Here is a 25299-nt window from a genome sequence, read left to right as displayed (position 1 = left end):
TATGTGTTGTGTCGGGCTGCAGCCCTTTGTAGGAGCGAGCTTGCTCGCGAAAGCCGGCAACGCAAAAGCATCGCCGGCAATCCCGCTGCCACAGGCGCTGCGTTCTTCTGAAGGATTTTCCGCAACAGTTAACTCAGACATAGCCTTTTACAATCACCGTCACCGTCACCGTCACCGTCACCGTCACCGTCACTCGACGCTGGGCTATCTCAGCCCGATGGAGTTCGAGCGACGAAATGCGAGCAGTAGCTCTTAACTACCTGTCCACCAGTTCCGGGGCAGACCGGTGAGGAGGATAGTAGGGTGCCCAGGGCGGGCGAGGGGGGGAGAGGATCTGGCTAAAAGTTGTGGGACCCGTGCCGTTTTATTCTGGGATTCATCAAGAAATCAGCCTTCTGGAGAAGGCCGAATAGCGTTGCCCAGGAATGAAAAAGGCCCTGAAAATCAGGGCCTTGAATAATGGCGGAAGCGCAGAGATTCGAACTCTGGGACAGTTTCCCGTCGACGGTTTTCAAGACCGTTGCCTTAAACCACTCGGCCACACTTCCGCATGAGCGGGGCGCCATAGTACCGGATCGCAACACACTGTCAAACTCTGGTGATTCGAGGTCCATTTGCCTCTGTTATGATGAGTGGCACTACGGTTATGGACCCGTATCCCGCTTAAACAGGAGTGTCTCGACATGCAAGAACGGCAATATCTCGACTCCACAGCCGTGGAGCAGAAAGAGGTCAGCGGCGTCCTGCGCAATACCTACGGCCTGCTCGCGCTGACGCTGGCCTTCAGTGGACTGGTGGCTTTCGCCTCGCAGCAGATGCGTCTGCCGTATCCGAGCATCTTCGTGGTGCTGCTGGGCTTCTACGGCCTGTTCTTCCTCACCGTGAAGCTGCGCAACAGCGCCTGGGGCCTGCTCAGCACCTTCGCCCTCACCGGATTCATGGGCTACACCCTCGGCCCGATCCTCAATCTGTACCTGGGCATGGCCAATGGCGCGAGTGTGATTTCGTCGGCCTTCTTCATGACGGCACTGGTGTTCTTCGGTCTGTCCGCCTATGTACTGACCACTCGCAAGGACATGAGCTTCCTGTCCGGCTTCATCACCGCGGGCTTCTTTGTACTGATGGGTGCCGTACTGGTCTCGCTGTTCTTCCAGATCAGCGGCCTGCAACTGGCGATCAGCGCCGGTTTCGTGCTGTTCTCCTCGGCGATGATTCTGTTCCAGACCAGCGCAATCATCCACGGTGGCGAGCGCAACTACATCATGGCTACCATCAGCCTGTATGTGTCGATCTACAACCTGTTCCTCAGCTTGTTGCAGATATTCGGCATCATGGGTAGCGACGACTGATCGCCACGCAACCCCAAAGAGCCCGTTTCGACGGGCTCTTTTTATTTTGGGTGTAACACGGGCCTCATGAGCTTGCGGCTATGAGTGGGGTCAGGTCCTTATTCGCTGCCATACTGCTCAGTCTCATCGCATGGATGAGGAGGCTGCCCCTTGTTTTTCAGGGCGTTGATATTTGCTGCGGCGTGGATCTGCTTCTGGTATGCCAGTAGCTGGGTTGTCACTCACTACATCACGTCGGCATCCGGGACATACTGGTCGCTGGGGCTGGTGGTGTTTCCCGTTATTTTCCCGTTGTACCTCGCGACCGATTTCCGGATTCAGGACTCCTATGCGGTCACCTGGCCTCGCCTCTCTCTGGCCTTGATTTGCCTCGCAGGGATGCTGCTCTACTATCCGGCGCTGCTGGCACTGCTCTGGCTGATTCGGATGTTGCGGTTGCTCGTTGTCTGAGGAGGTGACCTGGCATTCTGCCAATGCTGCTATCCGTACTGTTCGTCCTCTCGGGGCTGAGCGGGCGGGGCGAGTATTTTGCCCAGGAAGGTTCAGACTCTACGTTGGGATATATCTGCATGGCTGTGCCTTCTTTCGCGAAGAGCCCGTCATAGACGTTCTGGCGCATGTCTGTCAGCATTTGTCGGCGCGTTGGATGCAGTTCTCTGGCGCTTGCATTTTGACGAGCCTGCACCAAGCTAGGTCGAGAGGGGGCTTTCTGTTAAGGTTCGCGAGTTTCAAGAAGCTTTCGCTGGATCTTCACAATTCCATTTCTGTGCAAAGGGGTGCTGTGTGATCAAGGTGCTGGTGGTCGATGACCACGATCTGGTGCGCACCGGAATTACCCGCATGCTGGCCGATATCGACGGCCTGCAGGTCGTCGGTCAGGCTGACTCTGGCGAGCGTGGGCTGCAACTGGCTCGAGAGCTCAAGCCCGATGTCGTGCTGATGGATGTGAAGATGCCCGGTATCGGTGGGCTGGAGGCGACTCGCAAGTTGCTGCGCAGCCAGCCCGATGTGCGCGTGGTGGTGGTGACCGTGTGCGAGGAAGATCCGTTCCCGACACGGCTGATGCAGGCCGGCGCTGCCGGATACCTCACCAAGGGTGCGGCGCTCGAGGAAATGGTCCAGGCCATTCGCCAGGTATTTGCCGGCCAACGCTACATCAGCCCGCAGATCGCCCAGAACCTGGCGCTGAAATCCTTCGAACCCGAGAAAAACGCGTCTCCCTTCGACACGCTGTCCGAGCGGGAAATCCAGATTGCCCTGATGATTGCTAATTGCCACAAGGTACAAAGCATCTCGGACAAGCTCTGCCTGTCGCCCAAAACCGTCAACACCTACCGTTACCGTATCTTCGAGAAGCTCTCGATCACCAGCGACGTGGAACTGGCGCTGCTGGCCGTTCGGCACGGCATGGTCGATACCAACAACTGACGATGGCCGCAGTATTCGATTCGGCGGCGTTCCTGGCCACCTGCAGCGGGCGGCCGGGCGTCTATCGCATGTTCGATGCGGACGCCAAGCTGCTTTATGTCGGCAAGGCGAAGGATCTCAAGAAGCGGCTTTCCAGTTATTTCCGCAAGTCTGGCCTGGCACCGAAGACCGCTGCACTGGTGGCGCGGATCGCTCAGGTCGAAACCACCATCACGGCCAACGAGACCGAGGCGCTGCTGCTGGAGCAGACGCTGATCAAGGAGTGGCGGCCGCCATACAACATCCTGCTGCGGGACGATAAGTCCTATCCCTATGTCTTTCTCTCCAGCGAGGACGCGTTTCCCCGGCTGACGATCCATCGCGGCGCGAAGAAGCAGAAGGGGCGCTACTTCGGTCCGTACCCCAGCGCAGGGGCCATCCGTGAGAGCCTGGCGCTGCTGCAGAAGGCTTTCTTCGTTCGGCAGTGTGAGGACAGCTACTTCCGCAATCGCACGCGCCCCTGCCTGCAATACCAGATCAAGCGCTGCAAGGCGCCCTGTGTCGGGTTGGTCAGCGAAGAGGAATACGCCGAAGACGTGCGCCACTCGATCATGTTCCTCGAAGGACGCAGCAACGTGCTGGCGGATGAACTGTCCACCAGCATGGAGCAGGCGGCCATGCGCCTGGACTTCGAGAAAGCCGCTGAGCTACGTGACCAGGTGGCCATTCTGCGGCGTGTGCAGGACCAGCAGAGCATGGAGGGTGGCAGCGGCGATGTCGATGTGATTGCCGCTATCGTCACGCCGGGTGGCGCCTGTGTGCACCTGATCAGCGTGCGAGGCGGCCGGGTGCTGGGCAGCAAGAATTTCTTCCCGCAGGTGGCGATCGAGGAGGAGGTGGGCGACGTGCTGCTGGCCTTCCTCGGACAGTACTACCTCAGCCATCGCGAGCGCGATCTGCCGACCGAACTTATCGTCAACGCCCTGCACGAGGATTTTCCGGTGCTGGTGTCGGCTATCGAGACGTCTCGTGGAAAGTCGCTGGAAATCAGCCATCGCGTGCGCAGTACCCGCGCGCGCTGGCAGCAACTGGCCGTGACCAACGCCGAGCAGGCCTTGGCGGCGCGTCTTGCCAATCGTCAGCACATGGCTGCGCGCTTCGAGGCGCTGGGCGATGCGCTGGACCTTGCGGAGCCGCCGCAGCGACTGGAGTGCTTCGATATCAGTCACTCCAGTGGCGAGGCCACCGTTGCTTCCTGCGTGGTGTTCGGCCCGGAGGGGGCGTTGAAGTCGGACTACCGTCGCTTCAATATCGAAGGTGTAACGGCTGGCGATGACTATGCCGCCATGCATCAGGCATTGACGCGGCGTTTCAGCCGCCTGAAGGAGGGCGAGGGCAAGATGCCTGACATCCTTCTGGTCGACGGCGGCAAGGGGCAGTTGGCGATGGCGCAGGAGGTGCTCCAGGAACTGGCAGTGGCCGGCCTGACGCTCCTCGGTGTGGCCAAGGGTGTGACACGCAAGCCGGGGTTGGAAACGCTCTACCTGAACGACGCCGAACATGAGTTCACGCTGCCGGCGGATTCCCCGGCGCTACATCTTATCCAGCAGATCCGTGATGAAGCGCACCGCTTCGCAATCACGGGCCATCGTGCTCGACGAGGAAAAGCGCGCCGTACCTCCACGCTCGAGGACGTGCCGGGTGTGGGTCCCAAGCGTCGTCGCGACCTGCTCAAACACTTTGGTGGGTTGCAGGAACTGTCGCGTGCCAGTATTGATGAGATTGCCAAGGCACCCGGTATTAGTAAAAAGCTGGCTGAGCAGATTTATGCGGTTCTTCACAGCGAGTAGAATGCCGGCTCAACTCGAAGACTTCCTGACCCGATGAATATCCCGAACCTGCTCACACTGCTCCGCGTTCTACTTATCCCGATCTTCATCCTGCTGTTCTACTTCCCGTTCCCTGCCAGCCATCTGGCCGCCAGTGCCGTGTTCGCCCTGGCGGCTGCCACCGATTGGCTGGATGGCTACCTGGCGCGCAAGCTCGGGCAGAGCACGCCGTTTGGTGCCTTCCTCGATCCGGTGGCGGACAAGCTGATGGTAGCCACCGCGCTGGTGCTGCTGGTGGAGGAGCATGCGAACCTGTGGCTGACACTGCCGGCGGCGATCATTATCGGTCGCGAAATCGTGGTGTCGGCGCTGCGTGAGTGGATGGCCGAACTGGGGGCGAGGGCGCATGTCGCTGTTTCCAATCTCGGCAAATGGAAGACGGCAGCCCAGATGGTGGCGCTGGTCATCTTGCTGGCCAATCCGCCACTGATGACCTTCTGGGTGATTGTGGGTTATGTACTGCTGATCATTGCCGCCGTACTGACCCTGTGGTCGATGCTGCACTATCTGCTCGCGGCGTGGCCCCATCTCAACACCACCCCGAAAGAGAAATAAGTTTTTTTGAATCAAGGAGTTGACAGGGCTTTTCGAAACGATAGAATGGCGCCCGTCAACACGACGCGGGAATAGCTCAGTTGGTAGAGCACGACCTTGCCAAGGTCGGGGTCGCGAGTTCGAGTCTCGTTTCCCGCTCCAGATTTTGACGGTTCGCGATGCGAGCCGTTTGTTTTGCGGCTGAGTAGCAGAGTGGTTATGCACCGGATTGCAAATCCGTGAACGCCGGTTCGATTCCGACCTCAGCCTCCAATAGAAAAGCCCTGTAAATCCACGATTTACAGGGCTTTTTCTTTAGCAGACAATTGCGCCTGCGATAAGATCCGCAGGTTGCAATTATCGAAGGAGCCAGCGTACAGTCCGGCCCGCTTCCGGCTCGTCAGAGCCTCTCACCGCTGAACAGCGCTACCGCCCGGATGGCGAAATCGGTAGACGCAAGGGACTTAAAATCCCTCGTCCGTAAGGGCGTGCCGGTTCGATCCCGGCTCCGGGCACCATTTCCCTCTCTTCTTTGAACTCTCCGTTCGCTCCTGTCGACCACCGCTCGATGCGCGCGGTCACTTGGCTCATGCGCTGAGGTGCGCCAAGGCTCGCAGTTTTTCCCCGGCGTTCACGATGTAACGCTTGCGTAGCGGCTCGGATGACTCGCGGAAGTTCTGCAGTTGGACCGGATCCTTGAAGTGATCTGCATCGGCCGCCTGCAGCGGGCCTTCTTCGGTCGCAAGATCCCGGCGAATACGGCTGACCAGGCTGTCCAGCAATTGCGCATCGTGCTGCTCATCGATCTGAACGACACGGCAGGCCACTTGCCCGCCTGCAGAATCGTTGAGTGTCATGATGAGGTTGCCATCCGGCCGTGAGCTGAACGCCACCTCGAACTCCGGAAACTGACGACAGAGATAGCGTGTGGCGGGAAGTCGTTCGATCTTCATGGCAGCGTCCTCGGCAATGAGTGATGGAATCCATCCGTACTCTTTGCAGGAGATCGTTGCAGGTGGCGTACCAAGGGTGATGGTCGAGAAAAGCCTTTCAGATCATGGGCCTGAAGGGGCTGATTGAAAAATGCGTCGTGCAGCTTGCAGGAACAACAGTGAATCGCCGGGCAATTTGCACGATCATCGAGATCAATGAGGAATCGGGTTCTGCCGCGTTGTGGTGGCCGGTTTTGCCTTGGGTTTCTGCAATCGAGCCCGTCGCATGGGAACTCGCAGAATCGCCCACAGCGTCACCACTGCCAGCAACAGCCAACCCAGGATCATGAGAGTCACGAACGTGCCCGGATTCATATCGAATGTCCTCGCCCCTTGCTAAGGGTAGACCACCACGGATTACGTCGCGCCCTTTCGATTGAGTGCCTGTGGGGCTCGAGGTTCCGGTAAATGGCTTGAACGTCAGGTTTCTATCTGATATCTGTATGTATATACAGTATTGAGGTGAGCCATGCACCAGGTATCGGAATCCGTCCACAACACCGTACCCACGCACCCGCAGCGGATGCCATCCCACACATACATAGTGCGTGCGCATGGCGATGGCATGACGGGGGCGGGGATTCATCACAACGACCTGCTGCTGGTCGATCGATCGGAGTTGGCAACGGCAGGAGATATCGTTGTTGCGGAGCTCAATGGAGAAGCGTTGATTCGCCGATTGGCAATCATCGAAGGTGCTTTTGTCCTGTTGCCAGCCAGTGATTGCTTTCCGTCCATCAAGGTTCGTGAGGGGGACGAGTTGACGATCTGGGGTGTGGTACGGCGGCGCCTGCCAGTAGAGAGCGCCGGCTGGTGACAGGCATGCCTGTCCGGGAGCTGGGTGCGATACTGACTTTTTGCCATTAGCGGCGAACTCGGGGCCGGGGCTATTGTCAGATCCGCTGCCGCCGGCCTTCGAAGCGGGTTCGCAAATGCTCGTAGGAGCACGCATCGCCGCTTGCCGGGGCATTGTAAGGTGGCTGCAGCCTGATTAGACTGCGCGCAATTCGCACCCCTGTCCCCCTCGAAGGACTCCCATGATCAAGAAATGTCTGTTCCCGGCCGCTGGCTACGGTACCCGCTTCCTCCCGGCCACCAAGGCCATGCCCAAGGAAATGCTGCCGGTGGTGAACAAGCCGCTGATCCAGTATGCAGTGGAGGAGGCCCTGGAAGCCGGCCTCGGTGAAATCGGCATCGTGACTGGCCGTGGCAAACGCTCCCTCGAAGACCACTTCGATATCAGCTATGAGCTGGAACACCAGATTCGCAACACCGACAAGGAAAAGTACCTGGTCGGTATTCGCCGCCTGATTGACGAATGCACCTTCTCCTACACCCGTCAGATCGAGATGAAGGGCCTGGGCCACGCCATCCTGACTGGCCGTCCTCTGATCGGTGACGAACCCTTCGCCGTCGTGCTGGCGGATGACCTGTGTCTGAACCTGGAGGGCGACAGCGTCCTCAAGCAGATGGTCAAGCTGTACAACCAGTTCCGCTGCTCCATCGTGGCGATCCAGGAAGTGCCGCCGGAAGAAACCAACAAGTACGGTGTGATCGCTGGCGAGATGATTCGCGACGATATCTATCGCGTGAACAACATGGTCGAGAAGCCGAAGCCCGAAGAGGCTCCGTCGAACCTGGCGATCATCGGTCGCTACATCCTGACGCCGGACATCTTCGACCTGATCGAGCAGACCGAGCCGGGCAAGGGCGGTGAGATCCAGATCACCGACGCCCTGATGAAGCAGGCCCAGGATGGTTGCGTGCTGGCGTACAAGTTCAAGGGCAAGCGTTTCGACTGCGGTAGCGCCGAGGGTTACATCGAGGCGACCAACTTCTGCTACGAGCACCTCTACAAGACGGGCAAGGCCTGGTAAGTCCAGGGCCCTTTCCGGTTCGTCGAAAAGCCACCTGCGGGTGGCTTTTTCGTTTCCGGGTGTCCGTTACATCGACTGCGGAATCGGCATGGCTTCTGAGCCCGGGCCCAGCGGTTGGCCGTAGCTGAACTCGACGTAGTTGCCGGCTGGGTCGCGCAGGCCACAGTAGTAGCCCACCGGATAAGGCTCTTCCCGCGGGGCCCAGATCAGGCAGCCCGCATCCTGTGCTTCCTTGGCGATCCGGTCCACTTCCGCGTGGCTGTCGACGGCGAAGCCGAAGTGACTGTAGTCATCGCTGGCCAGGTGACGCGCCACGCCGCCTGGCATGATGACGAAGATGAAGCTGTGCTCCTTGCCCGGCTCGGCCATCCAGACGATCCGCGAGCCCTTGCCTTCGCGCTGGTGGATGATGCGCATGCCGCAGAAGTGTTCGTAGAACGCGACACAGGCGTCCAGGTCGGGAACGTGCAGGGCCAGGTGAGTCAGGTTCGGTCGCATGGGATGCCTCCTTCGGTTCCTGGCAGGATAGGTCAGGCTGTATAGGGTATGCTGCCTCGCATATTCACGCGGAGAAGCATGATGTCTTTCGATTTTGACCTGTTCGTCATCGGCGCCGGTTCCGGCGGTGTGCGCGCTGCGCGTTTCGCCGCGGGCTTCGGTGCGCGGGTCGGTGTCGCGGAGAGCCGCTACCTGGGCGGCACCTGCGTCAACGTCGGCTGTGTGCCCAAGAAGCTGCTGGTCTATGGCGCTCACTACCAGGAAGACTTCGAGCAGGCGGCGGGTTTTGGCTGGACGGCCGGGGGCGCGAAATTCGACTGGCCGACCCTGATCGCCAACAAGAACCGCGAAATCCATCGCCTCAATGGCATTTACCGCAACCTTCTGGTCAACAGCGGCGTAACGCTGCTGGAAGGCCATGCCCAGCTGCGCGATGCGCACACGGTTGAAGTCGACGGGCAGCGCTTCACGGCCAAGCATATCCTGCTTGCCACCGGCGGTTGGCCACAGCTGCCGGACATTCCCGGCAAGGAACATGCGATCACCTCCAACGAGGCATTCTTCCTCGAACAGCTGCCGCGTCGCGTGCTGGTGGTGGGTGGCGGTTACATCTCCGTGGAGTTCGCCTCGATCTTCCACGGCCTGGGCGCCCAGACGACCTTGCTGTATCGCCGTGACCTGTTCCTGCGCGGTTTCGACCGCAGCGTGCGCGAGCACCTGCGCGATGAACTGGTCAGGAAGGGGCTGGATCTGCAGTTCAATGCCGATATCGCCCGGATCGACAAGCAGCCCGACGGTACGCTGCTGGCCACTCTCAAGGATGGTCGGGTACTGGAAGCCGACTGCGTGTTCTACGCCACCGGTCGCCGACCTATGCTGGACAATCTCGGCCTGGAGAACGTCGCGGTCGAGCTGGATGATCGCGGCTTCATCAAGGTGGACGAGGCATATCGCACCAGCGAGCCTTCCATCCATGCCATCGGCGATGTCATCGGCAAGGTGCAGTTGACGCCGGTCGCGCTGGCAGAGGGCATGGCAGTGGCGCGGCATCTGTTCCGCCCGGCGGAATACCGTCCGGTGGACTACAAGCTGATTCCGACCGCCGTGTTCAGTCTGCCTAATATCGGCACTGTCGGCCTGACCGAGGATGAGGCGCGCAGCGCCGGCCACAAGGTGAAGCTGTTCGAGAGCCGCTTCCGCCCGATGAAGTCGACGCTGACCGAGAGCCAGGAAAGAACCCTGATGAAGCTGATCGTCGATGCCGACAGCGACAAGGTGCTGGGTTGCCACATGGTTGGTCCGGAGGCCGGAGAAATCCTCCAGGGGATCGCCATTGCGCTGAAGGCCGGGGCGACCAAGCGGGTCTTCGATGAAACCATCGGTATCCATCCGACGGCGGCGGAGGAGTTCGTCACTCTGCGTACGCCGGTCGGGACCTGATCGCCACAGCAGGAACGAAAAAGCCGGTGCACTGCACCGGCTTTTTCGTGGGTGGCGTCTCGCCCCGGACAGGCGCCGTCAGTTGGCGCGCTCCAGTTGGGTGTGAGTGCTTTCCTGGCGCTGGGCATAGCGCTGGGCGAGTACCGCGCAGACCATCAGCTGGATCTGGTGGAACAGCATCAGCGGCAGCAGGATCACCCCGACGGTGCTGCTGGCGAAGAGTACCGAGGCCATCGGTACGCCGGTCGCCAGGCTCTTCTTCGAGCCGCAGAAAACGATGGTGATGCGGTCTTCCAGGGAGAAGCCGAGGTAGCGACCGAGCAGATTGGTGGAGATCAGCGCCAAGGCCAGCAGCACGCAGCAGGCGACCGTCAGGCCGGCCAGCGCGGGCAGCGGGATCTGGTGCCAGAGGCCTTGGATCACGGCAGCGCTGAAGGCGGTGTAGACCACCAGCAGGATCGAGCCCTGGTCGACGTAGCGTAGTACCGGCTTGTTGCGCTCGACCCAGGCGCCAATCCAGGGGCGCAGCAGTTGGCCGGCGATGAAGGGCACCAGCAGTTGCAGGGTGATCTTGCCGATGGCGTCGAGGGTCGACATGCCGGTTTCGCCCTGGGTGCCGAGCAGCAACTGCACCAGCAGCGGAGTGAGGAACACGCCCAGCAGGCTGGACGCCGAGGCGCTGCAGATCGCCGCCGGCACGTTGCCGCGCGCCAGCGAGGTAAAGGCGATCGACGATTGCACGGTGGCGGGCAGGGCGCACAGGTAGAGCATGCCCAGGTACAGGTCGGGCGTGACCAGCGGCGACAGCACGGGCTTGAGGGCCATGCCGAGGATCGGGAAGAGGATGAAGGTGCAGGCGAACACCAGCAGGTGCAGGCGCCAGTGGGTGGCGCCGGCGATGATCGCCTGGCGCGACAGCTTGGCGCCGTGCAGGAAGAACAGCAGTGCGATGCCCAGGTTGGTGACCCAGCCGAAAATCACCGCCACCGTGCCTTCGCAGGGCAGCAGGCTGGCGGCCGTCACGGTGGCGATCAGCGCCAGGGTGAAGTTGTCGGGAAGCAGGCGTGGGCGAGCCATAGGCACATCTCTCATGTTGTTGTGTGACAGACCACCAGGGTCAGGCTCGCACTCTAGCCAGGGAGGGAGGTGCCGGCTAACGCCAGATGGCCAGATTATGTCGCCGAGCGGACAGTTCGCGGTTCATCGACATGAAGGTCGACCGAACACACGCTGACCATCCCGCGCATGCGTTGGGCGATCACCTCGGCGCGATACCGGGGCAGGCTGTTCACTCGTAGCGCGATATCCAGCCACTCCTCCCGCCGCGAGGCCCCGACCTCCACCGGTACATGGCCTTGCAGGGCGAACTGGTTGAGCAGTCGGCAAAGGATGTCGGCGTCGATCTCGGCGCGGATCAGATAGCGGACATCGGCAGCGGCTTCGGTCGGAACCGGGCGATCCTGGGAAACCAGGGAAAAGTCGGGAAGGGTGAGTGCGGGAAGAGTCATGGCAGCCGGTCGCTCGGGTAGGAAGTGTGGAAGATTGTGCAGGGCGCCCGAGGGATTTATTTGCCTGTTTTCTGCTTGCCTGATGAGATTTATGCATTAATGATTCTTTGTATTGATTTTTGGAGAATCATTAATGCTGGTTTCCCTGGATGCCCAAGACAAGAAGATCCTCGCCCTGTTGCAGGAGGAGGCGACGCTTTCCACCGCCGAGATTGCCGAGCGCATCGGGCTGTCGCAGTCGCCGTGCTGGCGCCGGATTCAACGGCTGAAGGATGAAGGCGTGATCCGCAAGCAGGTGACCCTGCTGGATCGCAAGAAAATCGGCCTGAACACTCAGATATTCGCCCAGGTGAAGCTCAACGCCCACGGGCGCAATCACCTGACGGACTTCGCCCGGGCCATCGGCGAGTTCCCCGAGGTGCTCGAGTGCCATGTGCTGATGGGTGCGGTGGACTTCATGCTGCGCATCGTCACCGAGGACGTGGATGCCTACGAGCGCTTCTTCTTCGAGCGGCTGTCCCAGGTGCCGGGCGTCCAGGAAATCAACTCCATCGTGGCACTCTCGGAAATCAAGTCCACCACCAGCCTGCCGCTGCCGCGCGGCTGACGGGCGCCGGGAGGACCGGCGCCCGGACGATCACACGCCGCCGAGGTAATCCATCTTGCCGACTTCCACGCCGTTGTGACGCAGGATGTCGTAGGCGGTCGTGACGTGGAAGTAGAAGTTCGGGTTGGCGAAACCGAGCAGGAAATCGGCGCCCTTGAAGCTGATCTCGCGGGTGCGCAGCTTCAGTTCGATGGTGCGGTTCTCGGCGCCTTCGAATTGCTCGGGCTTGAGGGTCTTGAGGAAGTCGATGGTCCTGGTGATTCGTGCCTGCAACTCTTCGAAGGTGGTTTCCTCGTCGGCAAAGTTCGGCACGTCGACGCCGGCCAGGCGCGCACCGCAGCCCTTGGCGGCATCGCTGGCGATCTGCACCTGGCGCGCCAGGGCGAACATGTCCGGCGCCAGACGGGCGTTGATCAGGACGGAGGGGTCGATGGACTTGGCTTCGGCATGGGCGGCAGCCTTGGCGAGGATAGCCGAGAGATTGCCAAGCATGCGGATGAAGACGGGAACGGAGGCCTGGTAGATCGAGAAGGACATGCTGCGTACTCCAGACAGGAAATAGGGCGCTCGCCACGCGGGACGGCTGTCGGAGTCTAGTGCCGGGCCCGCGTGCTGTCGCCTGGCTTCAGCGCTCGGCGACTCGGGGCGAGGGGCAGCGACTGATGTCGATCTCGCCGACGTAGGGATTGCCCCAGCCCATCACGCAGCCAACCATCTGGTTGCGCTGGCGCTCCCAGGTTTCCACCGGGTACTGCTTGCTCCATGCGGTGTACAGCTGGCGGTCCTGCTTGGACAGCCTCAGGCCGTAGCGGTCGCTCATGTAGAAGTAGGTGCGGGCGATCATCCCGCGAATCTGCGGACGGGGCATCGCCTTGCGCGCCTTGAAATCCACCACCATCGGACAGGCGCCGTACTGCGAGGGTTTCTGCGACAGCCAGCCGAAGCTGTAGTTGGCGCGGTCGCCGTTCACCTCGCCGATGCTGGGCACCAGGTTGTGCAGGTCCGCTTCGGCCTTCTGGTATACGCGGTCGTTACGCGAACAGTTCTTGCGACCGCCACTCTGCCAGCATTGGCGCTGATGGCCGATCGCCCAGGCCGGGACGATGTGCTCCCATTCGATGCGTGATGCGCGATTGGCATTCTTGCGCGGGGTATAGCCGCAGCTCTTGAGGTCGACCTTGGTGCCGCTGTAGCGGCAGCCGCAATAGAACTCCACCGACTGCCGGGCGTAGAGCTTGCGACCGACCTTCTTGGCTTCCTCGAAGGTGCGCGGGGCGGCGGCAAAGGCAACGGCGGGAATGGTGAGAATCAGCAGCAGGGACAGGCAGCGTCGGAACATTAGGTATTCCTTACGAAATTAGCTGCATCTTACTGATTAAGAACGAGTTGCCAATCGTGGCAATCGAATGGCAAGGCTGCGTTGGGCTTGCCGGGCGGAGGTATTGGACGAGTGGTGTGGGTTTGCGGCGCCGGGAGGGTTGCGATCAGCAATGTTTTTTAATTTTAAGGATTAACTATTTGTCATAACTATATGAAATAAAACATATTACTTTCTAGGTGTAGACTGAAAATTGATCTACGCGGTCCCCGGAGGGATTGATATGCTGAAACCTTTCCAGTCATCCCGGAGCATCCCATGAATGGTCCCGCAAGCGTGGCGCTCATTGCCTGCTGCGCCTTGGCGGCACCGGTGCTGGCCCAGCAGCAATTCCCTGGCGAGCAGCCCCGCTACCCGCCACAGTCCTCGTCTCAAACGCAATGGCAGCCATCGCCGCCGACGATTCAACGGATCTATGTCAGTCCGGGGGCCAGTGGCAGCGTGAACAGTTCGTCGAGCTGGCAGCGCTATGACGGATACGGTGGCGTGCAGGTGCCGCGCGGCTATGGTGAGTCGCATTCGGGCACGGTGATCATCGATCAATCCGGAGGGGGCATCCGGCAGAGCGTCGAATACCCCAATGGCGCGGTATACCCGCCCACGCGGCCCTGATGGGTCAGTCGGTCCGGTCGTCGCGGGTCAGGCGGGATTTGCGCAGGCCACCGTGGCTGTAGAACAGCCCGGTGTCGCCGCGCCAGTGGAACAGTGTGGCCAGAAAAGCGGAACTGATGCGGCCGACGTCCCAACTGCGCAGTTTGCGGTAGGCCCAGTGCCAGCTGTCGGCATTCGATGAGTTGCCCATTGAATCGTCCTTGATTCGGGAAGCGGGAATGCAGGGGACATTAGTGCGCGGGACGGGGCTGCGCAAGTTTCCGCTCCCGCGCACAGCCCAGCGGCAGGCTCAGCTGGCCGCAACCTCCTCGACATACTCCTTGAGCCAGCGCAGCACGTCCACGGCCTCCCAGCGGCTGGGGTCGAACATCGCGTACGCCTGCCCCTGGTACCCGACCACATCCAGCGGACGGTGATAGCCGGCGCGTTGCAGCAGCGCCTCGATCTCGGCGAAGCAGGTGTTGAAGTGCGTGCGGCTGAAAGGGGTCTTCCCTTCGGTGACCAAACCTTCGAGGAGCAATTCCTCGACGGCTTCGCGCACGTCATCGATGGCCATGTGGTTCACGGTGTACTTCAGCTGATGGATACTCACCATCGCTCTGCTCCTCAGAGGGCCCGGCCCTCGTTATACGGCGTTCCGCAGTTTCGGCGTGTCGCGCCTTTCGTCGTCGTTGAGTGAATATTCTCAAAATACTGTATGCATGAACAGTATCTTGTGATTACTATTACCTCGCTGTCTGACTGAATCCAAGGAAGCCCTGTGCTGCCGGAGCGCTGGCAAGGGCCCGTCGACGAATGAGGAGGGTGTAGCGATGCTGGGAAAACTGATGGCGTGCTCGATGCTGGCGGTACTGGCTGGCTGCGCGGAACCACCGATGGACGTGCCCAGGGCCAATGGCGCCTATCTGATCATCGAAGGCCGCGAGGCCTGGGCGGTGCTGATCGCCGACGGCAAGCGCATCGAGGAGCGCGGCACGGTACATGACGCCATTCGCCTGCCGAAGGCGCGTTCCAGCATCGCGGCCAGCTACGTGATCGATACGCCCAACTGCGGCCGGCTGCAGTGGCTGACCGAGGCGGAAGGTGATTCGATGGTGCGCCTGACCCCCGGTGCCGATGAGCAGGATCTGTCCGCCTGCCGGATCAGCGGTGGCCTCAGCCGGGTCTGGACGGCGCTGGATTACTCGAGCTGACGACGCTTCGTCGGGCGACGGAATTTGTTGCAATTGGGGCCGAGGTCTTCACGTTTTTTTCACAAGTGCGAGGGGAGTATGGTTCTCAGCTAAAGGATTAGCTCCCCAATGAAAAAGCCCGCGCATACGAGCGGGCTTTTTTATGCCTGTCATTCGGCCCGGCATCACCGCCGGCTGTCGCGGCGATGGATCAGTCCCGCGCAACCTGGAAGGCTTCGCCAGTGGCGAAGAAGGCGCCGCCAGCCTGGTAGTGAATGGTGCGCAGGTCGTCGTTCGGGAAGTGCCAGCGACCGTTGGAGAAGGCGCGTTCGTCAGCATAGGCGGCGATGACTTCGGCGATGAACAGGTCGTACTTCTCCTGGTTGTTCGGTTCGCTGATCACCTTGCATTCCAGATAGGCCACGCAGCCATCGACGATTGGCGCCTCGATCTGCTGCGCCCGCGAGGTGCGGATATCCAGTTGTTCGAACTTGTTCATCTCACCGCCATTGCTGGAGCCGACCGCCAGGGTCAGCTCCGCCTGCCGGCGCGACGGCAGCTGGATGGCGAAGGCCCCGGAGCCTTCCACCAAGTGGCGCGACCAGGTGTTGCGATCGAGTACCAGCAGCAGCTTGGGCGGGTCGAAGTCCAGCGGCATGACCCAGGCCGCGGCCATCACGTTGGCGACACCGTCGTGCTCGCTGGTGACGAGTGTGCTCGGGCCGTGGTTGAGCAACAGGTAGGCCTTGGCCAGCGGCACGTCTTTCAGGTGACTCATCGGTTGTTCCTCGGGGCCGGGATCAGAGCAGCAGGCCGTTCACCGGTTGCAGCGGTTCGGGCAGGGGTGTCTCGCCGAGGATTTCCAGCACGGCGATTTCCAGGTTGCGGCTCATGGCGTCCAGCGGCAGGTCGTTGGGTTGGGTGTCGAACGGATTGGCGATCTGGTCGCCCAGGGCGTCCAGGCCGAAGAAGGTGTAGGCCAGCACGCACACCGCCAGCGGGGTGAACCAGCCAATGCTGTCGACCAGGCAGAACGGCAGCAGGAAGCAGTAGACGTGGACGATGCGGTGCAGCATCAGGATGTAGGGGTAGGGAATCGGTGTGTTGTGGATCCGCTCGCAGCCGCCGAGCACGTAGGAGAGTCGGGTCATCTGCTGGTCGATGGCGGCCAGGGTGATGTCGCCGGCGCCAGTCTCGCGGGCGTGTTCGGCGAAGCGCTGGCCGATGCTGGCCAGCAGCGCGTTGGTCGGGGTGGGAGTGGCGTCCAGGGTGGCGGCTTCGTCGGCGCCGAGCAGGCGGCGCACGTCCTCGCTCTGCGGGTTGCCGCGCAGATGGTCGCGCAGCACATAGGCAAAGGCGATCAGCGGGTTGCACAGGTGGCGGCGGGCCGCCGGATCGAGGTCGGGCAGCAACGAACGGGTCTGCCGGGCCAGGTTGCGGGTCACGATCAGCAACTCGCCCCACAGGGTGCGTGCTTCCCAGAACCGCTGGTAGGCCACGTTGTTGCGAAAGCCCAGGAAGATGGCCAGCGTCAGACCCCAGAGCGTGAAGGGCGTGGAGGTGATGACCACCTTGTAGTGGTACAGCGTGCCGTGGGTGGCTACCACCAGCGAGCTGAGCAGCACGGTGTAGAGTACCTTGCGCCAGATGGCCGGGATGATCGAGCCCTTGAGCGAGAACAGCAGGACCCAGAGCGTCGGGGTTTGCGGGCGGAGGATCATGCGGCGGTTTCCGGTCGGGCGGAGCGCGCATGATAACGGAGATAGGCAGGGGGCTGGGGCCCCTTGTAGGAGCGAGCTTGCTCGCGAACCTCCTCGCTGCGGGGCTGTTCGCGAGCAAGCTCGCTCCTACGAAAAGTGCCCGTTGAGGAGCGGCTCAGCCCTGCTCGTAGAGCTTCACGATGGCTGAGAAATCCAGCTGGCCGTTGCCCTGGTTGCTGAAGGTCTGGAACAGCTGCTGGGCCAGTGCGCCTAGCAGCACTGGCTGGCGCACCTGGCGCGCGGCCTCGCTGGCCAGGCCCAGATCCTTGAGCATCAGGTCGGTGCCGAAGCCGCCGCTGTAGCCCCGCGCCGCCGGGGCGCCGGTGAGCGGGTTGTTCACCTCCGAGCTCCAGCAGCGGCCGCTGGAGGTGTTGATGATGCCGGCCAGCACGTCCGCGTCCATGCCCAGCTTCACGCCCAGGGACATGGCTTCCGCCACGCCGATCATGGAGATGCCCAGCAGCAGGTTGTTCGCTACCTTGGCCACCTGGCCGTTGCCGGCGCCGCCGCAGTGCACGATGTTCTTGCCCATCGCAGCCAGTGCCGGGCGGGCGCGCTCGAAGTCGGCCGGCTCGCCGCCGACCATGAAGGTCAGGGTGCCGGCTGCCGCGCCGGCGGTACCGCCGGAAACCGGTGCGTCGAGCATCGGGTTGCCATGAGCCAGGGCGGCGGCGGATACCTCGCGAGCATTCAGCGGGTCGATGGTGGACGAGTCGATCAGCAGCACGCCCGGCTGCACGTTGGCCAGCAGGCCGTCTTCGCCGAGGAAGACCTGTTTCACGTGGGCGGCGGCAGGCAGCATGGTGATGATCACCTCGACGTCATCGCGGGCCACTTCGGCGGGCGAGGCGAGGGCGCGGGCGCCGAGGGCGACGGCCGCTGCCACGGCCTTGGCGGAGAGGTCGAAGACGCTCAGGTCGAAGCCGGCCTTGAGCAGGTTGGCGGCCATGGGGCCGCCCATGTTGCCGAGTCCGATGAAACCGATGCGCATGGGGTTGTCCTCTTGTTCTGATGGTCGGGCGCGAAAGACGTATCCGCCCAGGCCCGGGCCAGCATCCTTGCTGAGTCCGGGGTGGCTGGGGCGGGTAGGCGGGGGCTTACTTGAGGTGGATGGTGGTGTTCACCGCACCGCCGACTTCGTTCTCGTCGAACCAGCGCTCGGTGACGGTCTTGGTCTGGGTGTAGAACTGCACCACCTGCTTGCCGTACGGCCCGAGGTCGCCCAGCTTGGAGCCGCGCGAACCGGTGAAGGAGAACATCGGCACCGGCACCGGGATCGGCACGTTGATACCGACCTGGCCGACGTCGATTTCTTCCTTGAAGTGCCGTGCGGCGGCGCCGGAACGGGTGAACAGGGCAGTGCCGTTACCGTTGGGGTTGGCGTTGATCAGCTCGATGGCCTCGTCGAAGGTCTTTACCGACACCACGCAGAGCACCGGGCCGAAAATTTCCTCGCGGTAGATAGTCATCTGCGGGGTGACGCCGGAGAACACGGTCGGGCCGACGAAGTTGCCCTTGGCGTAGCCATCCACCTGCGGGTTGCGGCCATCCAGTTCCAGCTTGGCGCCTTCCTGGGCACCACGCTCGATCAGGCCGCTGACGCGGTCCAGGGCCGCGCAGGAAACCAGCGGGCCGACGTCGGTGTTGGCTTCGGTGCCGCCGCTGACCTTGAGGGTCTTGGCCTTGGCTACCAGGTCGGGAATCCACTCGTTGGCCTCGCCCACCAGGATTGCCACCGACAGCGCCATGCAGCGTTGTCCGGCTGCGCCGAAGGCGGCGCCGGCAATGGCGTTGAGGGTCTGTGCCTTGTTGGCGTCGGGTAGCACGATGGCATGGTTCTTCGCGCCCATCATGCACTGCACGCGCTTGCCGGCCTGGGAGGCGCGGTTGTAGACGTGGGTGCCGACGCGGGTCGAGCCGACGAAGGAGACGGCCTTGATGTCCGGGTGATCGCAGATCGCGTTCACCACGTCCGGGCCGCCGTGGATGACGTTGAGCACGCCCGGCGGCACGCCGGCTTCATGGGCCAGCTCGACCAGACGCATGGTCACCATCGGGTCCTGTTCGGACGGCTTGAGGACGAAGGTGTTGCCGGTAGCGATCGCCATCGGGAACATCCACAGCGGGATCATCGCCGGGAAGTTGAAGGGGGTAATGCCGGCGCAGACGCCGATGGGTTGCAGCAGGGTGAAGGTATCCACACCGCCGGCCACGTTGTTGGCCAGCTCGCCCAGCTGCAGGTTGCCGATGCCGGCCGCGTGCTCGACCACTTCCAGGCCGCGGAACACGTCGCCCTCGGCGTCCGGCAGGGTCTTGCCCTGTTCGGCGGTGAGGATCGCCGCCAGCTCCTTCATGTTCTCGCGAATCAGTTGCTGGTACTTGAGGAAGATGCGCGCGCGGGCGCCGATGGGGGTCTTCTTCCAGGTCTTGAACGCGGCCTTGGCGCTGGTCACGGCGCGGTCGACTTCCTCGGCGGTGGCGAAGGGCACGCGGGCGAGGACTTCCTGGGTGGCGGGGTTGATCACATCGCGCCATTCGGAGGTGGTGGACTCGACGGGCTTGCCGTCGAGGAACAGTTTGACGGTCGGGGCAGTTGCGGTCATCGGGATTCTCCCAGCCTGTGGCTTTTTGTTGTCTGGATCGATCCTAACAGTGCATTTTTGATGTACTCAATGCGGTGATGTGCAAGTATGGTCTGCGTTTTTGCACATTCGAGGTGCGCTGAGGCTGACATGGACTGGGACAACCTGCGGTTTTTCCTCGAGCTTTCCCGCGCCGGCAAGCTCACCGTTGCCGCCCGTCGACTGGGCGTGGACCACACCACGGTCGCCCGTCGTCTGCAGGCGCTGGAGAAGAGTATTGGCGCGCAACTGCTGGTGCGCGAGCCGGGCGGCTACCGGTTGACCGAAGCCGGCCACGGCCTGCTGCCCCAGGCCGAGGCGATGGAGAGTGCCTGCAAGGTGATCGAGAAGCGCCTGGCGGGAACCGAGGACAATCTCTCCGGCAAGGTGCGCATCGGCGCCACCGAAGGCTATGGCTCGACCCTGCTGACCTCGCAACTGGTGGAGCTGAACCGGCGCCACCCGCACCTGGGCGTGGATCTGCTGGCGGTGCCGCGCGCGTTGCAGCTGTCGCGCCATGAGGCGGACATCGTGATTACGCTGGAGCGCCCTGGCCGCGGGCCTTACATCATCACCCGGCTGACCGATTACGTGCTGCGCCTGTATGCCTCGAAGGACTATCTGGCCGAGCGCGGACCGATCCGCAATCGCGACGATCTGCGCGAGCATGCGCTGGTCGGATACGTCGATGACCTGCTGTACAGCAAGGAGCTGCAATACCTCGACGAGATCGGCCGGCCGTTGCACATGGCGCTGCGCTGCACCAGCATCCTCGCCCAGCAACGCGCGGTGGCGGAGGGTGCGGGGCTGGCGATCCTGCCGGCATTCGCCGCAGCCGAGGACTCCTCGTTGCAGCCGGTGCTGGCGGGGGAGATCGAGTTCGTGCGGACCTTCTGGATGCTGATGCCGACCGAGCTCAAGGACATCGCGCGGATGCGCACCACCTGGGATTTCCTGCGGGAGAAGGCGGAGGGGAGCCAGGAGGCGTTGATGGGGCGGGGAATGTAGGGCGCATAAATCGGAACGATTTATCCGTCGAAAGGCTGCTGGTAGAGGGGAAATGTTACGACTGCGTGCCGGGACGGCGGATAACGCCTGGGGCGTTATGCGCCCTACGGGGCCACCAAGTGATCGGGTGTGGCTGCCAGATATCCGCCGGGTGCTCTTGTGGGAGCGAGCTCGCTCGCGAACCCGCCTCACGCCCGCCATTACGGGTGACCTTGGTTCGCGAGCGAGCTCGCTCCTACAGTTCATGCACACGCTGAATGAAAACGGGCAGCCCATTGGCCGCCCGTTTCGTTTCGTCTTACGCCAGGCCGACGTAGAGGTTCTGCACGTCGTCGTTGCCGTCCAGGGCATCGAGGAAGGCTTCGACCTCTTCCAGCTCCGCGCCGGACAGGCTGACCGGGTTCTTCGCCTTGTAGCCCAGCTTCGCCGAAGCGACGGTGAAGCCGTGCTCCGGCAGGGCGCGGCAGACGGCGTCCAGGTCGGTGGAGTCGGTGAGGAACAGGGTGTCGCCGTCTTCCTCGCCCGGCTCGAAGTCCTGGGCGCCGGCTTCGATGGCGGCCAGTTCCGGGTCGGCGTCGGCGCTGGCCGGGGTGGCCTCGACCAGACCCAGGTAGTCGAAGTCCCAGGCGACCGAGCCGGAGGCGCCCAACTGGCCCTTGCGGAACAGCACGCGGATTTCCGCGACGGTGCGGTTCACGTTGTCGGTCAGGCACTCGACGATCACCGGCACGCGGTGCGGGGCGAAGCCTTCGTAGACCACGCGCTCGAAGCTGGCGCCACCGTCCAGCAGGCCGGCGCCTTTCTTGATGGCGCGCTCCAGGGTGTCGCGGGGCATCGAGGCCTTCTTGGCCTGCTCGACGACCAGGCGCAGTTTCGGGTTCATGTCCGGATCGGCGCCGTTACGCGCGGCGATCATGATTTCCTTGGACAGTTTGCCGAAGATGCGGCCCTTGGCGTTGGCTGCGGCTTCTTTGTGTTTGGCTTTCCACTGGGCGCCCATAGTGATCTCTAGCTGGCGGTGACTGATGGGCGGCAAGTCTAAGGGCTGGCGCGCCCGCTGGCGATATCTGACAGACCGGCGAGGCTTTTGGTAGGAGCGAGCTTGCTCGCGAACAGGGTTTCAGGCGGCTCCGCTGTTGGGCTGTTCGCGAGCAAGCTCGCTCCTACAGGTAGCCTTCTCCCTGGGCGGAGAGGAATGCGTACAGCCGTTCATCCAGCGAATGTGCAACGTTGAAACGCATCCACGGCACGCTGCGGCCATCGGGCATGAACAACTGGCCGGGGAACAGCAGGATCTTCGCTTCCTTGGCGCGGCCGGCGAGCAGGGTGGCGTCGTCCACCGCGCGGTGCCGGGCCCAGAGGAACAGACCGGCGCGGGGCTCGTGGAAGATTTCCAGGCCGGCGGACTCCAGGCGCCGCGCCACGCTGTCGTGGGCCTCGCTGAGCTGGTCGCGCAACTGCTTCACGTGCTTGCGATGGCGACCCTGCAGGAGGATGTCCAGGGCCAGGGTTTCGGTGAGCTCCGAGCTGGTCAGGCCGCTGACCATCTTCAATGGCACCAGTTCCTCGATCAGCTCCGGGTGGGCGGCGATGAAGCCGGTGCGCAACGCCGGGGCGATGACCTTGGACAGGCTGCCGATGTAGATCACCCGCGCCAACTGGTCGAGGTTGGCCAGCAGCAGTTGGCCGGCGGGGTCGAGGTCGGCATAGATGTCGTTCTCGACGATGAGGAAATCATACTTCTCCGCCAGTTGCAGCAGGCGGTGCGCGGCGGCCAGCGACAGGCTGCCGCCGGTGGGGCTCTGCAGCCGCGCCTGGGTGAAGTAGACCTTGGGGCGATGTTCGCGGGCCAGTTGTTCCAGGCGGTCGAGGTCCAGGCCGTCGGCGCTGCGCGGTACGCCGAGCAGCTGCGCGCCCTGCAGGCGCAGGTTGAGGAACAGGTTGTGGTAGCCGGGCTCGTCCACCAGCACGGGGTCGCCGCGCTGCACCAGGTAGCGCACGGCCAGGTCCAGCGCCTGGCTGGCGCCGGCGGTCAGCAGGATCTGTTCGGGGCTGGCCGCCACACCCGCATCGCCCAGGCGGTCGGCGAGCTTGCCACGCAGCCTGGGGTTGCCCTTGCTGTGGCCGTAGTTGCCGAACTGTGTCGGCTCCTCCCGCGCCAGGCTGCGCAACCCGCGCAGCAGGCCTTCGCCGTCCAGCCAGTGCTCGGGCAGCAGGCCGACGCCGGGGCGCAGCTCCATGCCCAGTGGCTGGAAGACCTTGTGCAGCAGCAGGTGGGCGTCGAAGTCGAACTCCGGCGGCGCCTCGCTGCCGGTGCTGTCCTCGACCAGCGGGCCGCGTACGTAGAAGCCGGCGTTGGGTACGGCGTTCAGGCAGCCGCGCGCCACCAACCGGTCATAGGCCTCGACCACGGTGAAGTGGCTGACACCGTTGGCCTCTGCGAATTTGCGGATCGAAGGCAGCTTGGCGCCGGGGCGCAGGCGTTGCTCGTCGATGGCCTGGGCGATGCCTTCGACGATCTGGGTGACCAGGGGAATGTCCGAGGTGGGGTCGAGCAACAGCATCCGAAGGTCCGATTCTCGTGGGGAAGGATCTGTACAGGTCCGCGGACCATAACAGCACTGCAATTTCTGCGTTGTCCCTGTGCATGGTGCGGGCCGGGCGTGCCCAGCACACTTGGTCCCAGACGGCGGCAAAACGCCGCACAGCCTGAACAAGAACAAGGGACAGCCGTCATGCGTGACACAGCTTACAACATCGATCCATCGAGCATTTCCGCCGAAGAGTGGCAGGCCCGCTGCGACCTCGCCGCTCTGTACCGGCTGATCGCGCACTTCCGCTGGACCGACCACATCGACACCCACATCTCCGCGCGGGTGCCGGGCGAGCCGGGCCATTACCTGATCAACCGCTACGGCGTGCTGTTCCACGAAATGCGCGCCTCCGACCTGGTGAAGGTCGACCACGCCGGCGACGTCATCGACCCGCGCTTTGGCCCGAAAAGCGTCAATCGTGCCGGCTTCAACATCCATTCCGCGGTACACGCCGCCCGCGAGGACGTGGCCTGCGTGATTCACACCCACACCGCCGCCGGCATCGCGGTATCTGCCCAGGAAGAGGGCCTGCTGCCGATCAGCCAGCACGCGCTGAAGTTCCACGACCGCCTGGGCTACCACGACTACGAAGGCATCGCCCTGGACCCGGACGAGCGCTCCCGCCTGGTGCGCGACCTGGGGGGCCACATGGTGATGATCCTGCGCAACCACGGTCTGCTGGCCACCGGCCGCTGCATCGCCGAAGCCTTCAACCAGATCTACTTCCTCGAACGCGCCTGCCAGGCACAGGTCCAGGCCCTGGCCGGCGGCCGCCAGTTGCGCTATCCGCCGCAGGCCGTGTGCGAGCGCGTCGCCGTGCAGGAAGAGGAAGCCCTGGCCGACGGCCTGCACCTGCTGGCCTGGGAGTCGGCCCTGCGCCTCATCGCGGAGGGCGAGGCCGACTATCGAAGTTAAGTGCAACGGGGCGCAACTGCCCCGGTCATCGTGCTCCGGCCCGCAGAGGCCGGGCGCCTGCGTGCGTTAACCATCTGCCAACAACAAAGCCAAGAGGTGGAAATGAAGAACCCGATTCTGGGAGCCCTGCTCATGGGCGTGGCATCCGGCGCCGTGGCCGCCGACCTGACCGTGATCTCCTTCGGCGGTACCAGCAAGAACGTACAGACCGAAGCCTTCTATAAACCCTTCGAGAAAGCCGAGGGGATGAAAGTGATCGCCGGTGAGTACAACGGCGAGATGGGCAAGATCAAGGCGATGGTCGACACCGGCAGCGTCAATTGGGACGTGGTTCAGGTCGAGGGCCCGGAACTGCTGCGCGGCTGCGAGGACGGCCTGTTCGAACAGCTGGACCCGGCGACGCTGGGCAAGGTCGAGGACTACGTGCCGGGCACCGTTTCCGATTGCGGCGCCGGCCTGCTGGTGTGGTCGATGGCGATGGCCTACGACGCCAAGCGCCTGCCCAATGGCCCGACCGGCTGGGCGGATTTCTGGGATACGCGGAAATTCCCCGGCAAGCGCTCGCTGCGCAAGGGCGCCAAGTACACCCTGGAAATCGCCCTGCTGGCCGATGGGGTGAAGAAGGATGACCTGTACAAGGTGCTGGCGACGAAGGAGGGCGTGGACCGCGCTTTCAAGAAGCTCGACCAGATCAAGCCGTCGATCCAGTGGTGGGAGTCCGGCGCGCAGCCGATGCAGTTCCTCGCCAGCGGCGACGTGGTGATGAGCACCGCCTACAATGGCCGCGCGTTCGCCGCCCAGGAAGAAGGCGCGCCGATGAAGGTGGTGTGGAACGGCAGCCTGTACGCCATCGACTCCTGGGCCATTCCCAGGGGCAGCCCGAACAAGAAGGCCGCCGAGGACTTCATCGCCTTCTCGCTCAAGCCCGAGCAGCAGAAGATTCATACCGTGAAGCTGGGGTACGGTTCGGTCAACCTGGGCACTACCCAGCTATTGGATCCGAAGCTGGTGGAGCGCCTGAACACCGCGCCGGCGAACCTGGAACAGGCGGTGCCGGTGAACTTCGCCTTCTGGGTCGATCACGGTGAGGACCTGGAGCAGCGCTTCAACGCCTGGGCGGCGAAGGGCTGATCCTGGA

The 25299-nt window shown here is 62.9% G+C and carries 28 protein-coding genes and 4 tRNA genes; 17 read left to right on the top strand and 15 right to left on the bottom strand.

The genetic code is table 11. The annotated features are described in order from the left end of the window. Positions 1 to 460: 460 nt before the first annotated feature. A tRNA-Ser gene (locus tag ACYCAX_RS00850) sits at positions 461 to 548 on the bottom strand. Positions 549 to 683: 135 nt separating this feature from the next. Here ACYCAX_RS00850 and ACYCAX_RS00845 point away from each other — a divergent pair. From ACYCAX_RS00845 to ACYCAX_RS00810, 8 genes are all read left to right on the top strand, one after another. Next, positions 684 to 1349 (top strand): Bax inhibitor-1/YccA family protein, encoded by a 666-nt coding sequence (locus ACYCAX_RS00845; RefSeq protein ID WP_015477445.1) that lies wholly within the window; start codon positions 684 to 686, stop codon positions 1347 to 1349. A gap of 150 nt (positions 1350 to 1499) precedes the next feature. Then, the gene (locus ACYCAX_RS00840) at positions 1500 to 1799 is read left to right on the top strand and encodes a hypothetical protein (RefSeq protein WP_015477444.1); all 300 of its coding nucleotides are present in this window, start codon (positions 1500 to 1502) and stop codon (positions 1797 to 1799) included. 333 nt (positions 1800 to 2132) lie between these two features. Continuing rightward, positions 2133 to 2777, top strand: a complete 645-nt coding sequence (gene gacA / locus ACYCAX_RS00835; protein WP_015477443.1) for a response regulator transcription factor GacA — start codon at positions 2133 to 2135, stop codon at positions 2775 to 2777. A 2-nt stretch (positions 2778 to 2779) separates the two neighbouring features. Continuing rightward, positions 2780 to 4606, top strand: a complete 1827-nt coding sequence (gene uvrC, locus ACYCAX_RS00830) for an excinuclease ABC subunit UvrC (protein WP_294972553.1) — start codon at positions 2780 to 2782, stop codon at positions 4604 to 4606. Between the two features lie 33 nt (positions 4607 to 4639). Continuing rightward, positions 4640 to 5200: a CDP-diacylglycerol--glycerol-3-phosphate 3-phosphatidyltransferase gene (pgsA, locus tag ACYCAX_RS00825; protein WP_015477441.1), complete on the top strand. Its 561-nt coding sequence runs from the start codon at positions 4640 to 4642 to the stop codon at positions 5198 to 5200. 65 nt (positions 5201 to 5265) lie between these two features. Next, positions 5266 to 5341, top strand: a tRNA-Gly gene (locus tag ACYCAX_RS00820). Positions 5342 to 5378: 37 nt separating this feature from the next. Then, positions 5379 to 5452: transfer RNA gene (locus ACYCAX_RS00815), tRNA-Cys, on the top strand. Between the two features lie 158 nt (positions 5453 to 5610). Then, a tRNA-Leu gene (locus ACYCAX_RS00810) sits at positions 5611 to 5697 on the top strand. Between the two features lie 69 nt (positions 5698 to 5766). Here ACYCAX_RS00810 and ACYCAX_RS00805 read toward each other — a convergent pair. Further along, positions 5767 to 6132, bottom strand: a complete 366-nt coding sequence (locus ACYCAX_RS00805) for a DUF3509 domain-containing protein (protein WP_460247249.1) — start codon at positions 6130 to 6132, stop codon at positions 5767 to 5769. A gap of 508 nt (positions 6133 to 6640) precedes the next feature. Here ACYCAX_RS00805 and ACYCAX_RS00800 point away from each other — a divergent pair. Further along, positions 6641 to 6988, top strand: coding sequence for a LexA family protein (locus tag ACYCAX_RS00800; RefSeq protein ID WP_015477430.1), 348 nt, complete (start codon positions 6641 to 6643; stop codon positions 6986 to 6988). 220 nt (positions 6989 to 7208) lie between these two features. Next, on the top strand, positions 7209 to 8048 hold the full coding sequence (gene galU / locus ACYCAX_RS00795; protein WP_015477429.1) for a UTP--glucose-1-phosphate uridylyltransferase GalU: 840 nt from the start codon (positions 7209 to 7211) through the stop codon (positions 8046 to 8048). A 66-nt stretch (positions 8049 to 8114) separates the two neighbouring features. On the opposite strand, the gene ACYCAX_RS00790 is transcribed toward galU, so the two are convergent. Then, positions 8115 to 8546, bottom strand: a complete 432-nt coding sequence (locus ACYCAX_RS00790; protein ID WP_460247248.1) for a VOC family protein — start codon at positions 8544 to 8546, stop codon at positions 8115 to 8117. 81 nt (positions 8547 to 8627) lie between these two features. Here ACYCAX_RS00790 and gorA point away from each other — a divergent pair, with 81 nt between their 5' ends. Further along, complete coding sequence (gorA, locus tag ACYCAX_RS00785; RefSeq protein WP_294978414.1) at positions 8628 to 9986, top strand: glutathione-disulfide reductase; 1359 nt, start codon at positions 8628 to 8630, stop codon at positions 9984 to 9986. 78 nt (positions 9987 to 10064) lie between these two features. Here the strand turns inward: gorA and ACYCAX_RS00780 are convergent, their stop codons facing one another. Next, the gene (locus tag ACYCAX_RS00780) at positions 10065 to 11063 is read right to left on the bottom strand and encodes a bile acid:sodium symporter family protein (RefSeq protein WP_015477426.1); all 999 of its coding nucleotides are present in this window, start codon (positions 11061 to 11063) and stop codon (positions 10065 to 10067) included. A 95-nt stretch (positions 11064 to 11158) separates the two neighbouring features. Then, positions 11159 to 11494 carry a hypothetical protein gene (locus ACYCAX_RS00775; protein WP_294978409.1) on the bottom strand — a complete coding sequence of 112 codons (336 nt, stop codon included), beginning with the start codon at positions 11492 to 11494 and terminating at the stop codon, positions 11159 to 11161. A gap of 133 nt (positions 11495 to 11627) precedes the next feature. Between ACYCAX_RS00775 and ACYCAX_RS00770 the strand changes: the two genes are divergently transcribed. Beyond that, positions 11628 to 12101, top strand: coding sequence for an Lrp/AsnC family transcriptional regulator (locus ACYCAX_RS00770; RefSeq protein WP_015477424.1), 474 nt, complete (start codon positions 11628 to 11630; stop codon positions 12099 to 12101). A gap of 30 nt (positions 12102 to 12131) precedes the next feature. On the opposite strand, the gene ACYCAX_RS00765 is transcribed toward ACYCAX_RS00770, so the two are convergent. Both ACYCAX_RS00765 and ACYCAX_RS00760 read right to left on the bottom strand, forming a co-directional pair. Further along, on the bottom strand, positions 12132 to 12638 hold the full coding sequence (locus tag ACYCAX_RS00765) for a DUF1993 domain-containing protein (protein ID WP_294978406.1): 507 nt from the start codon (positions 12636 to 12638) through the stop codon (positions 12132 to 12134). A gap of 88 nt (positions 12639 to 12726) precedes the next feature. Then, a complete protein-coding gene (locus ACYCAX_RS00760; RefSeq protein WP_294978403.1) occupies positions 12727 to 13440 on the bottom strand; it encodes an endonuclease I family protein in 714 nt (237 codons plus the stop codon). Between the two features lie 297 nt (positions 13441 to 13737). Between ACYCAX_RS00760 and ACYCAX_RS00755 the strand changes: the two genes are divergently transcribed. Then, positions 13738 to 14091, top strand: coding sequence for a hypothetical protein (locus ACYCAX_RS00755; RefSeq protein ID WP_294978400.1), 354 nt, complete (start codon positions 13738 to 13740; stop codon positions 14089 to 14091). Between the two features lie 4 nt (positions 14092 to 14095). On the opposite strand, the gene ACYCAX_RS00750 is transcribed toward ACYCAX_RS00755, so the two are convergent. Together ACYCAX_RS00750 and ACYCAX_RS00745 are read right to left on the bottom strand one after the other, a co-directional pair. Next, complete coding sequence (locus ACYCAX_RS00750) at positions 14096 to 14281, bottom strand: hypothetical protein (protein WP_015477421.1); 186 nt, start codon at positions 14279 to 14281, stop codon at positions 14096 to 14098. A 99-nt stretch (positions 14282 to 14380) separates the two neighbouring features. Beyond that, on the bottom strand, positions 14381 to 14686 hold the full coding sequence (locus tag ACYCAX_RS00745) for a hypothetical protein (protein WP_015477420.1): 306 nt from the start codon (positions 14684 to 14686) through the stop codon (positions 14381 to 14383). A gap of 217 nt (positions 14687 to 14903) precedes the next feature. Between ACYCAX_RS00745 and ACYCAX_RS00740 the strand changes: the two genes are divergently transcribed. Further along, on the top strand, positions 14904 to 15284 hold the full coding sequence (locus ACYCAX_RS00740) for a hypothetical protein (RefSeq protein WP_294978395.1): 381 nt from the start codon (positions 14904 to 14906) through the stop codon (positions 15282 to 15284). Between the two features lie 190 nt (positions 15285 to 15474). Here the strand turns inward: ACYCAX_RS00740 and ACYCAX_RS00735 are convergent, their stop codons facing one another. From ACYCAX_RS00735 to ACYCAX_RS00720, 4 genes are all read right to left on the bottom strand, one after another. Next, positions 15475 to 16041, bottom strand: coding sequence for a flavin reductase family protein (locus ACYCAX_RS00735; RefSeq protein ID WP_294978392.1), 567 nt, complete (start codon positions 16039 to 16041; stop codon positions 15475 to 15477). Between the two features lie 22 nt (positions 16042 to 16063). Further along, positions 16064 to 16984, bottom strand: coding sequence for a bestrophin family protein (locus ACYCAX_RS00730; protein WP_294978389.1), 921 nt, complete (start codon positions 16982 to 16984; stop codon positions 16064 to 16066). A 154-nt stretch (positions 16985 to 17138) separates the two neighbouring features. After that, complete coding sequence (gene mmsB / locus ACYCAX_RS00725; RefSeq protein WP_294978386.1) at positions 17139 to 18014, bottom strand: 3-hydroxyisobutyrate dehydrogenase; 876 nt, start codon at positions 18012 to 18014, stop codon at positions 17139 to 17141. A 106-nt stretch (positions 18015 to 18120) separates the two neighbouring features. Beyond that, positions 18121 to 19626, bottom strand: a complete 1506-nt coding sequence (locus tag ACYCAX_RS00720) for a CoA-acylating methylmalonate-semialdehyde dehydrogenase (RefSeq protein ID WP_460247247.1) — start codon at positions 19624 to 19626, stop codon at positions 18121 to 18123. A gap of 129 nt (positions 19627 to 19755) precedes the next feature. Between ACYCAX_RS00720 and ACYCAX_RS00715 the strand changes: the two genes are divergently transcribed. Further along, a complete protein-coding gene (locus ACYCAX_RS00715; RefSeq protein WP_015477414.1) occupies positions 19756 to 20652 on the top strand; it encodes a LysR family transcriptional regulator in 897 nt (298 codons plus the stop codon). A gap of 298 nt (positions 20653 to 20950) precedes the next feature. Here ACYCAX_RS00715 and ACYCAX_RS00710 read toward each other — a convergent pair whose 3' ends face one another. Next, entirely contained in the window at positions 20951 to 21652 is a 702-nt protein-coding gene (locus ACYCAX_RS00710; RefSeq protein ID WP_294973061.1) for a YebC/PmpR family DNA-binding transcriptional regulator, read from the bottom strand. Positions 21653 to 21815: 163 nt separating this feature from the next. Next, positions 21816 to 23216 carry an aminotransferase-like domain-containing protein gene (locus ACYCAX_RS00705; RefSeq protein WP_294973059.1) on the bottom strand — a complete coding sequence of 467 codons (1401 nt, stop codon included), beginning with the start codon at positions 23214 to 23216 and terminating at the stop codon, positions 21816 to 21818. Between the two features lie 171 nt (positions 23217 to 23387). On the opposite strand from ACYCAX_RS00705, the gene ACYCAX_RS00700 reads away from it, so the two are divergent. Further along, the gene (locus tag ACYCAX_RS00700; protein ID WP_015477411.1) at positions 23388 to 24161 is read left to right on the top strand and encodes a class II aldolase/adducin family protein; all 774 of its coding nucleotides are present in this window, start codon (positions 23388 to 23390) and stop codon (positions 24159 to 24161) included. 102 nt (positions 24162 to 24263) lie between these two features. Beyond that, positions 24264 to 25292 (top strand): ABC transporter substrate-binding protein, encoded by a 1029-nt coding sequence (locus ACYCAX_RS00695; RefSeq protein WP_294973057.1) that lies wholly within the window; start codon positions 24264 to 24266, stop codon positions 25290 to 25292. Positions 25293 to 25299 lie beyond the last annotated feature (7 nt).

The sequence above is a fragment of the Pseudomonas sp. MT3 genome (assembly GCF_054720805.1).
The sequence above is the reverse complement of the archived record's forward strand: the minus strand, read 5'-3'. Positions and strand labels throughout refer to the sequence as shown.

Bases quoted from the DNA above. Each gene is read 5' to 3' on its own strand.
- ACYCAX_RS00710 (WP_294973061.1), bottom strand. From the start codon at position 21,652: ATGGGCGCCCAGTGGAAAGCCAAACACAAAGAAGCCGCAGCCAACGCC.
- ACYCAX_RS00755 (WP_294978400.1), top strand. From the start codon at position 13,738: ATGAATGGTCCCGCAAGCGTGGCGCTCATTGCCTGCTGCGCCTTGGCG.
- ACYCAX_RS00760 (WP_294978403.1), bottom strand. From the start codon at position 13,440: ATGTTCCGACGCTGCCTGTCCCTGCTGCTGATTCTCACCATTCCCGCC.
- ACYCAX_RS00695 (WP_294973057.1), top strand. From the start codon at position 24,264: ATGAAGAACCCGATTCTGGGAGCCCTGCTCATGGGCGTGGCATCCGGC.
- ACYCAX_RS00770 (WP_015477424.1), top strand. From the start codon at position 11,628: ATGCTGGTTTCCCTGGATGCCCAAGACAAGAAGATCCTCGCCCTGTTG.
- ACYCAX_RS00705 (WP_294973059.1), bottom strand. From the start codon at position 23,216: ATGCTGTTGCTCGACCCCACCTCGGACATTCCCCTGGTCACCCAGATC.
- uvrC (WP_294972553.1), top strand. From the start codon at position 2,780: ATGGCCGCAGTATTCGATTCGGCGGCGTTCCTGGCCACCTGCAGCGGG.
- ACYCAX_RS00765 (WP_294978406.1), bottom strand. From the start codon at position 12,638: ATGTCCTTCTCGATCTACCAGGCCTCCGTTCCCGTCTTCATCCGCATG.
- ACYCAX_RS00715 (WP_015477414.1), top strand. From the start codon at position 19,756: ATGGACTGGGACAACCTGCGGTTTTTCCTCGAGCTTTCCCGCGCCGGC.
- ACYCAX_RS00720 (WP_460247247.1), bottom strand. From the start codon at position 19,626: ATGACCGCAACTGCCCCGACCGTCAAACTGTTCCTCGACGGCAAGCCC.
- ACYCAX_RS00750 (WP_015477421.1), bottom strand. From the start codon at position 14,281: ATGGGCAACTCATCGAATGCCGACAGCTGGCACTGGGCCTACCGCAAA.
- ACYCAX_RS00745 (WP_015477420.1), bottom strand. From the start codon at position 14,686: ATGGTGAGTATCCATCAGCTGAAGTACACCGTGAACCACATGGCCATC.
- mmsB (WP_294978386.1), bottom strand. From the start codon at position 18,014: ATGCGCATCGGTTTCATCGGACTCGGCAACATGGGCGGCCCCATGGCC.
- ACYCAX_RS00775 (WP_294978409.1), bottom strand. From the start codon at position 11,494: ATGACTCTTCCCGCACTCACCCTTCCCGACTTTTCCCTGGTTTCCCAG.
- ACYCAX_RS00740 (WP_294978395.1), top strand. From the start codon at position 14,904: ATGCTGGGAAAACTGATGGCGTGCTCGATGCTGGCGGTACTGGCTGGC.
- gorA (WP_294978414.1), top strand. From the start codon at position 8,628: ATGTCTTTCGATTTTGACCTGTTCGTCATCGGCGCCGGTTCCGGCGGT.
- ACYCAX_RS00790 (WP_460247248.1), bottom strand. From the start codon at position 8,546: ATGCGACCGAACCTGACTCACCTGGCCCTGCACGTTCCCGACCTGGAC.
- ACYCAX_RS00735 (WP_294978392.1), bottom strand. From the start codon at position 16,041: ATGAGTCACCTGAAAGACGTGCCGCTGGCCAAGGCCTACCTGTTGCTC.
- ACYCAX_RS00800 (WP_015477430.1), top strand. From the start codon at position 6,641: ATGCACCAGGTATCGGAATCCGTCCACAACACCGTACCCACGCACCCG.
- galU (WP_015477429.1), top strand. From the start codon at position 7,209: ATGATCAAGAAATGTCTGTTCCCGGCCGCTGGCTACGGTACCCGCTTC.
- ACYCAX_RS00805 (WP_460247249.1), bottom strand. From the start codon at position 6,132: ATGAAGATCGAACGACTTCCCGCCACACGCTATCTCTGTCGTCAGTTT.
- ACYCAX_RS00845 (WP_015477445.1), top strand. From the start codon at position 684: ATGCAAGAACGGCAATATCTCGACTCCACAGCCGTGGAGCAGAAAGAG.
- ACYCAX_RS00700 (WP_015477411.1), top strand. From the start codon at position 23,388: ATGCGTGACACAGCTTACAACATCGATCCATCGAGCATTTCCGCCGAA.
- ACYCAX_RS00780 (WP_015477426.1), bottom strand. From the start codon at position 11,063: ATGGCTCGCCCACGCCTGCTTCCCGACAACTTCACCCTGGCGCTGATC.
- pgsA (WP_015477441.1), top strand. From the start codon at position 4,640: ATGAATATCCCGAACCTGCTCACACTGCTCCGCGTTCTACTTATCCCG.
- ACYCAX_RS00730 (WP_294978389.1), bottom strand. From the start codon at position 16,984: ATGATCCTCCGCCCGCAAACCCCGACGCTCTGGGTCCTGCTGTTCTCG.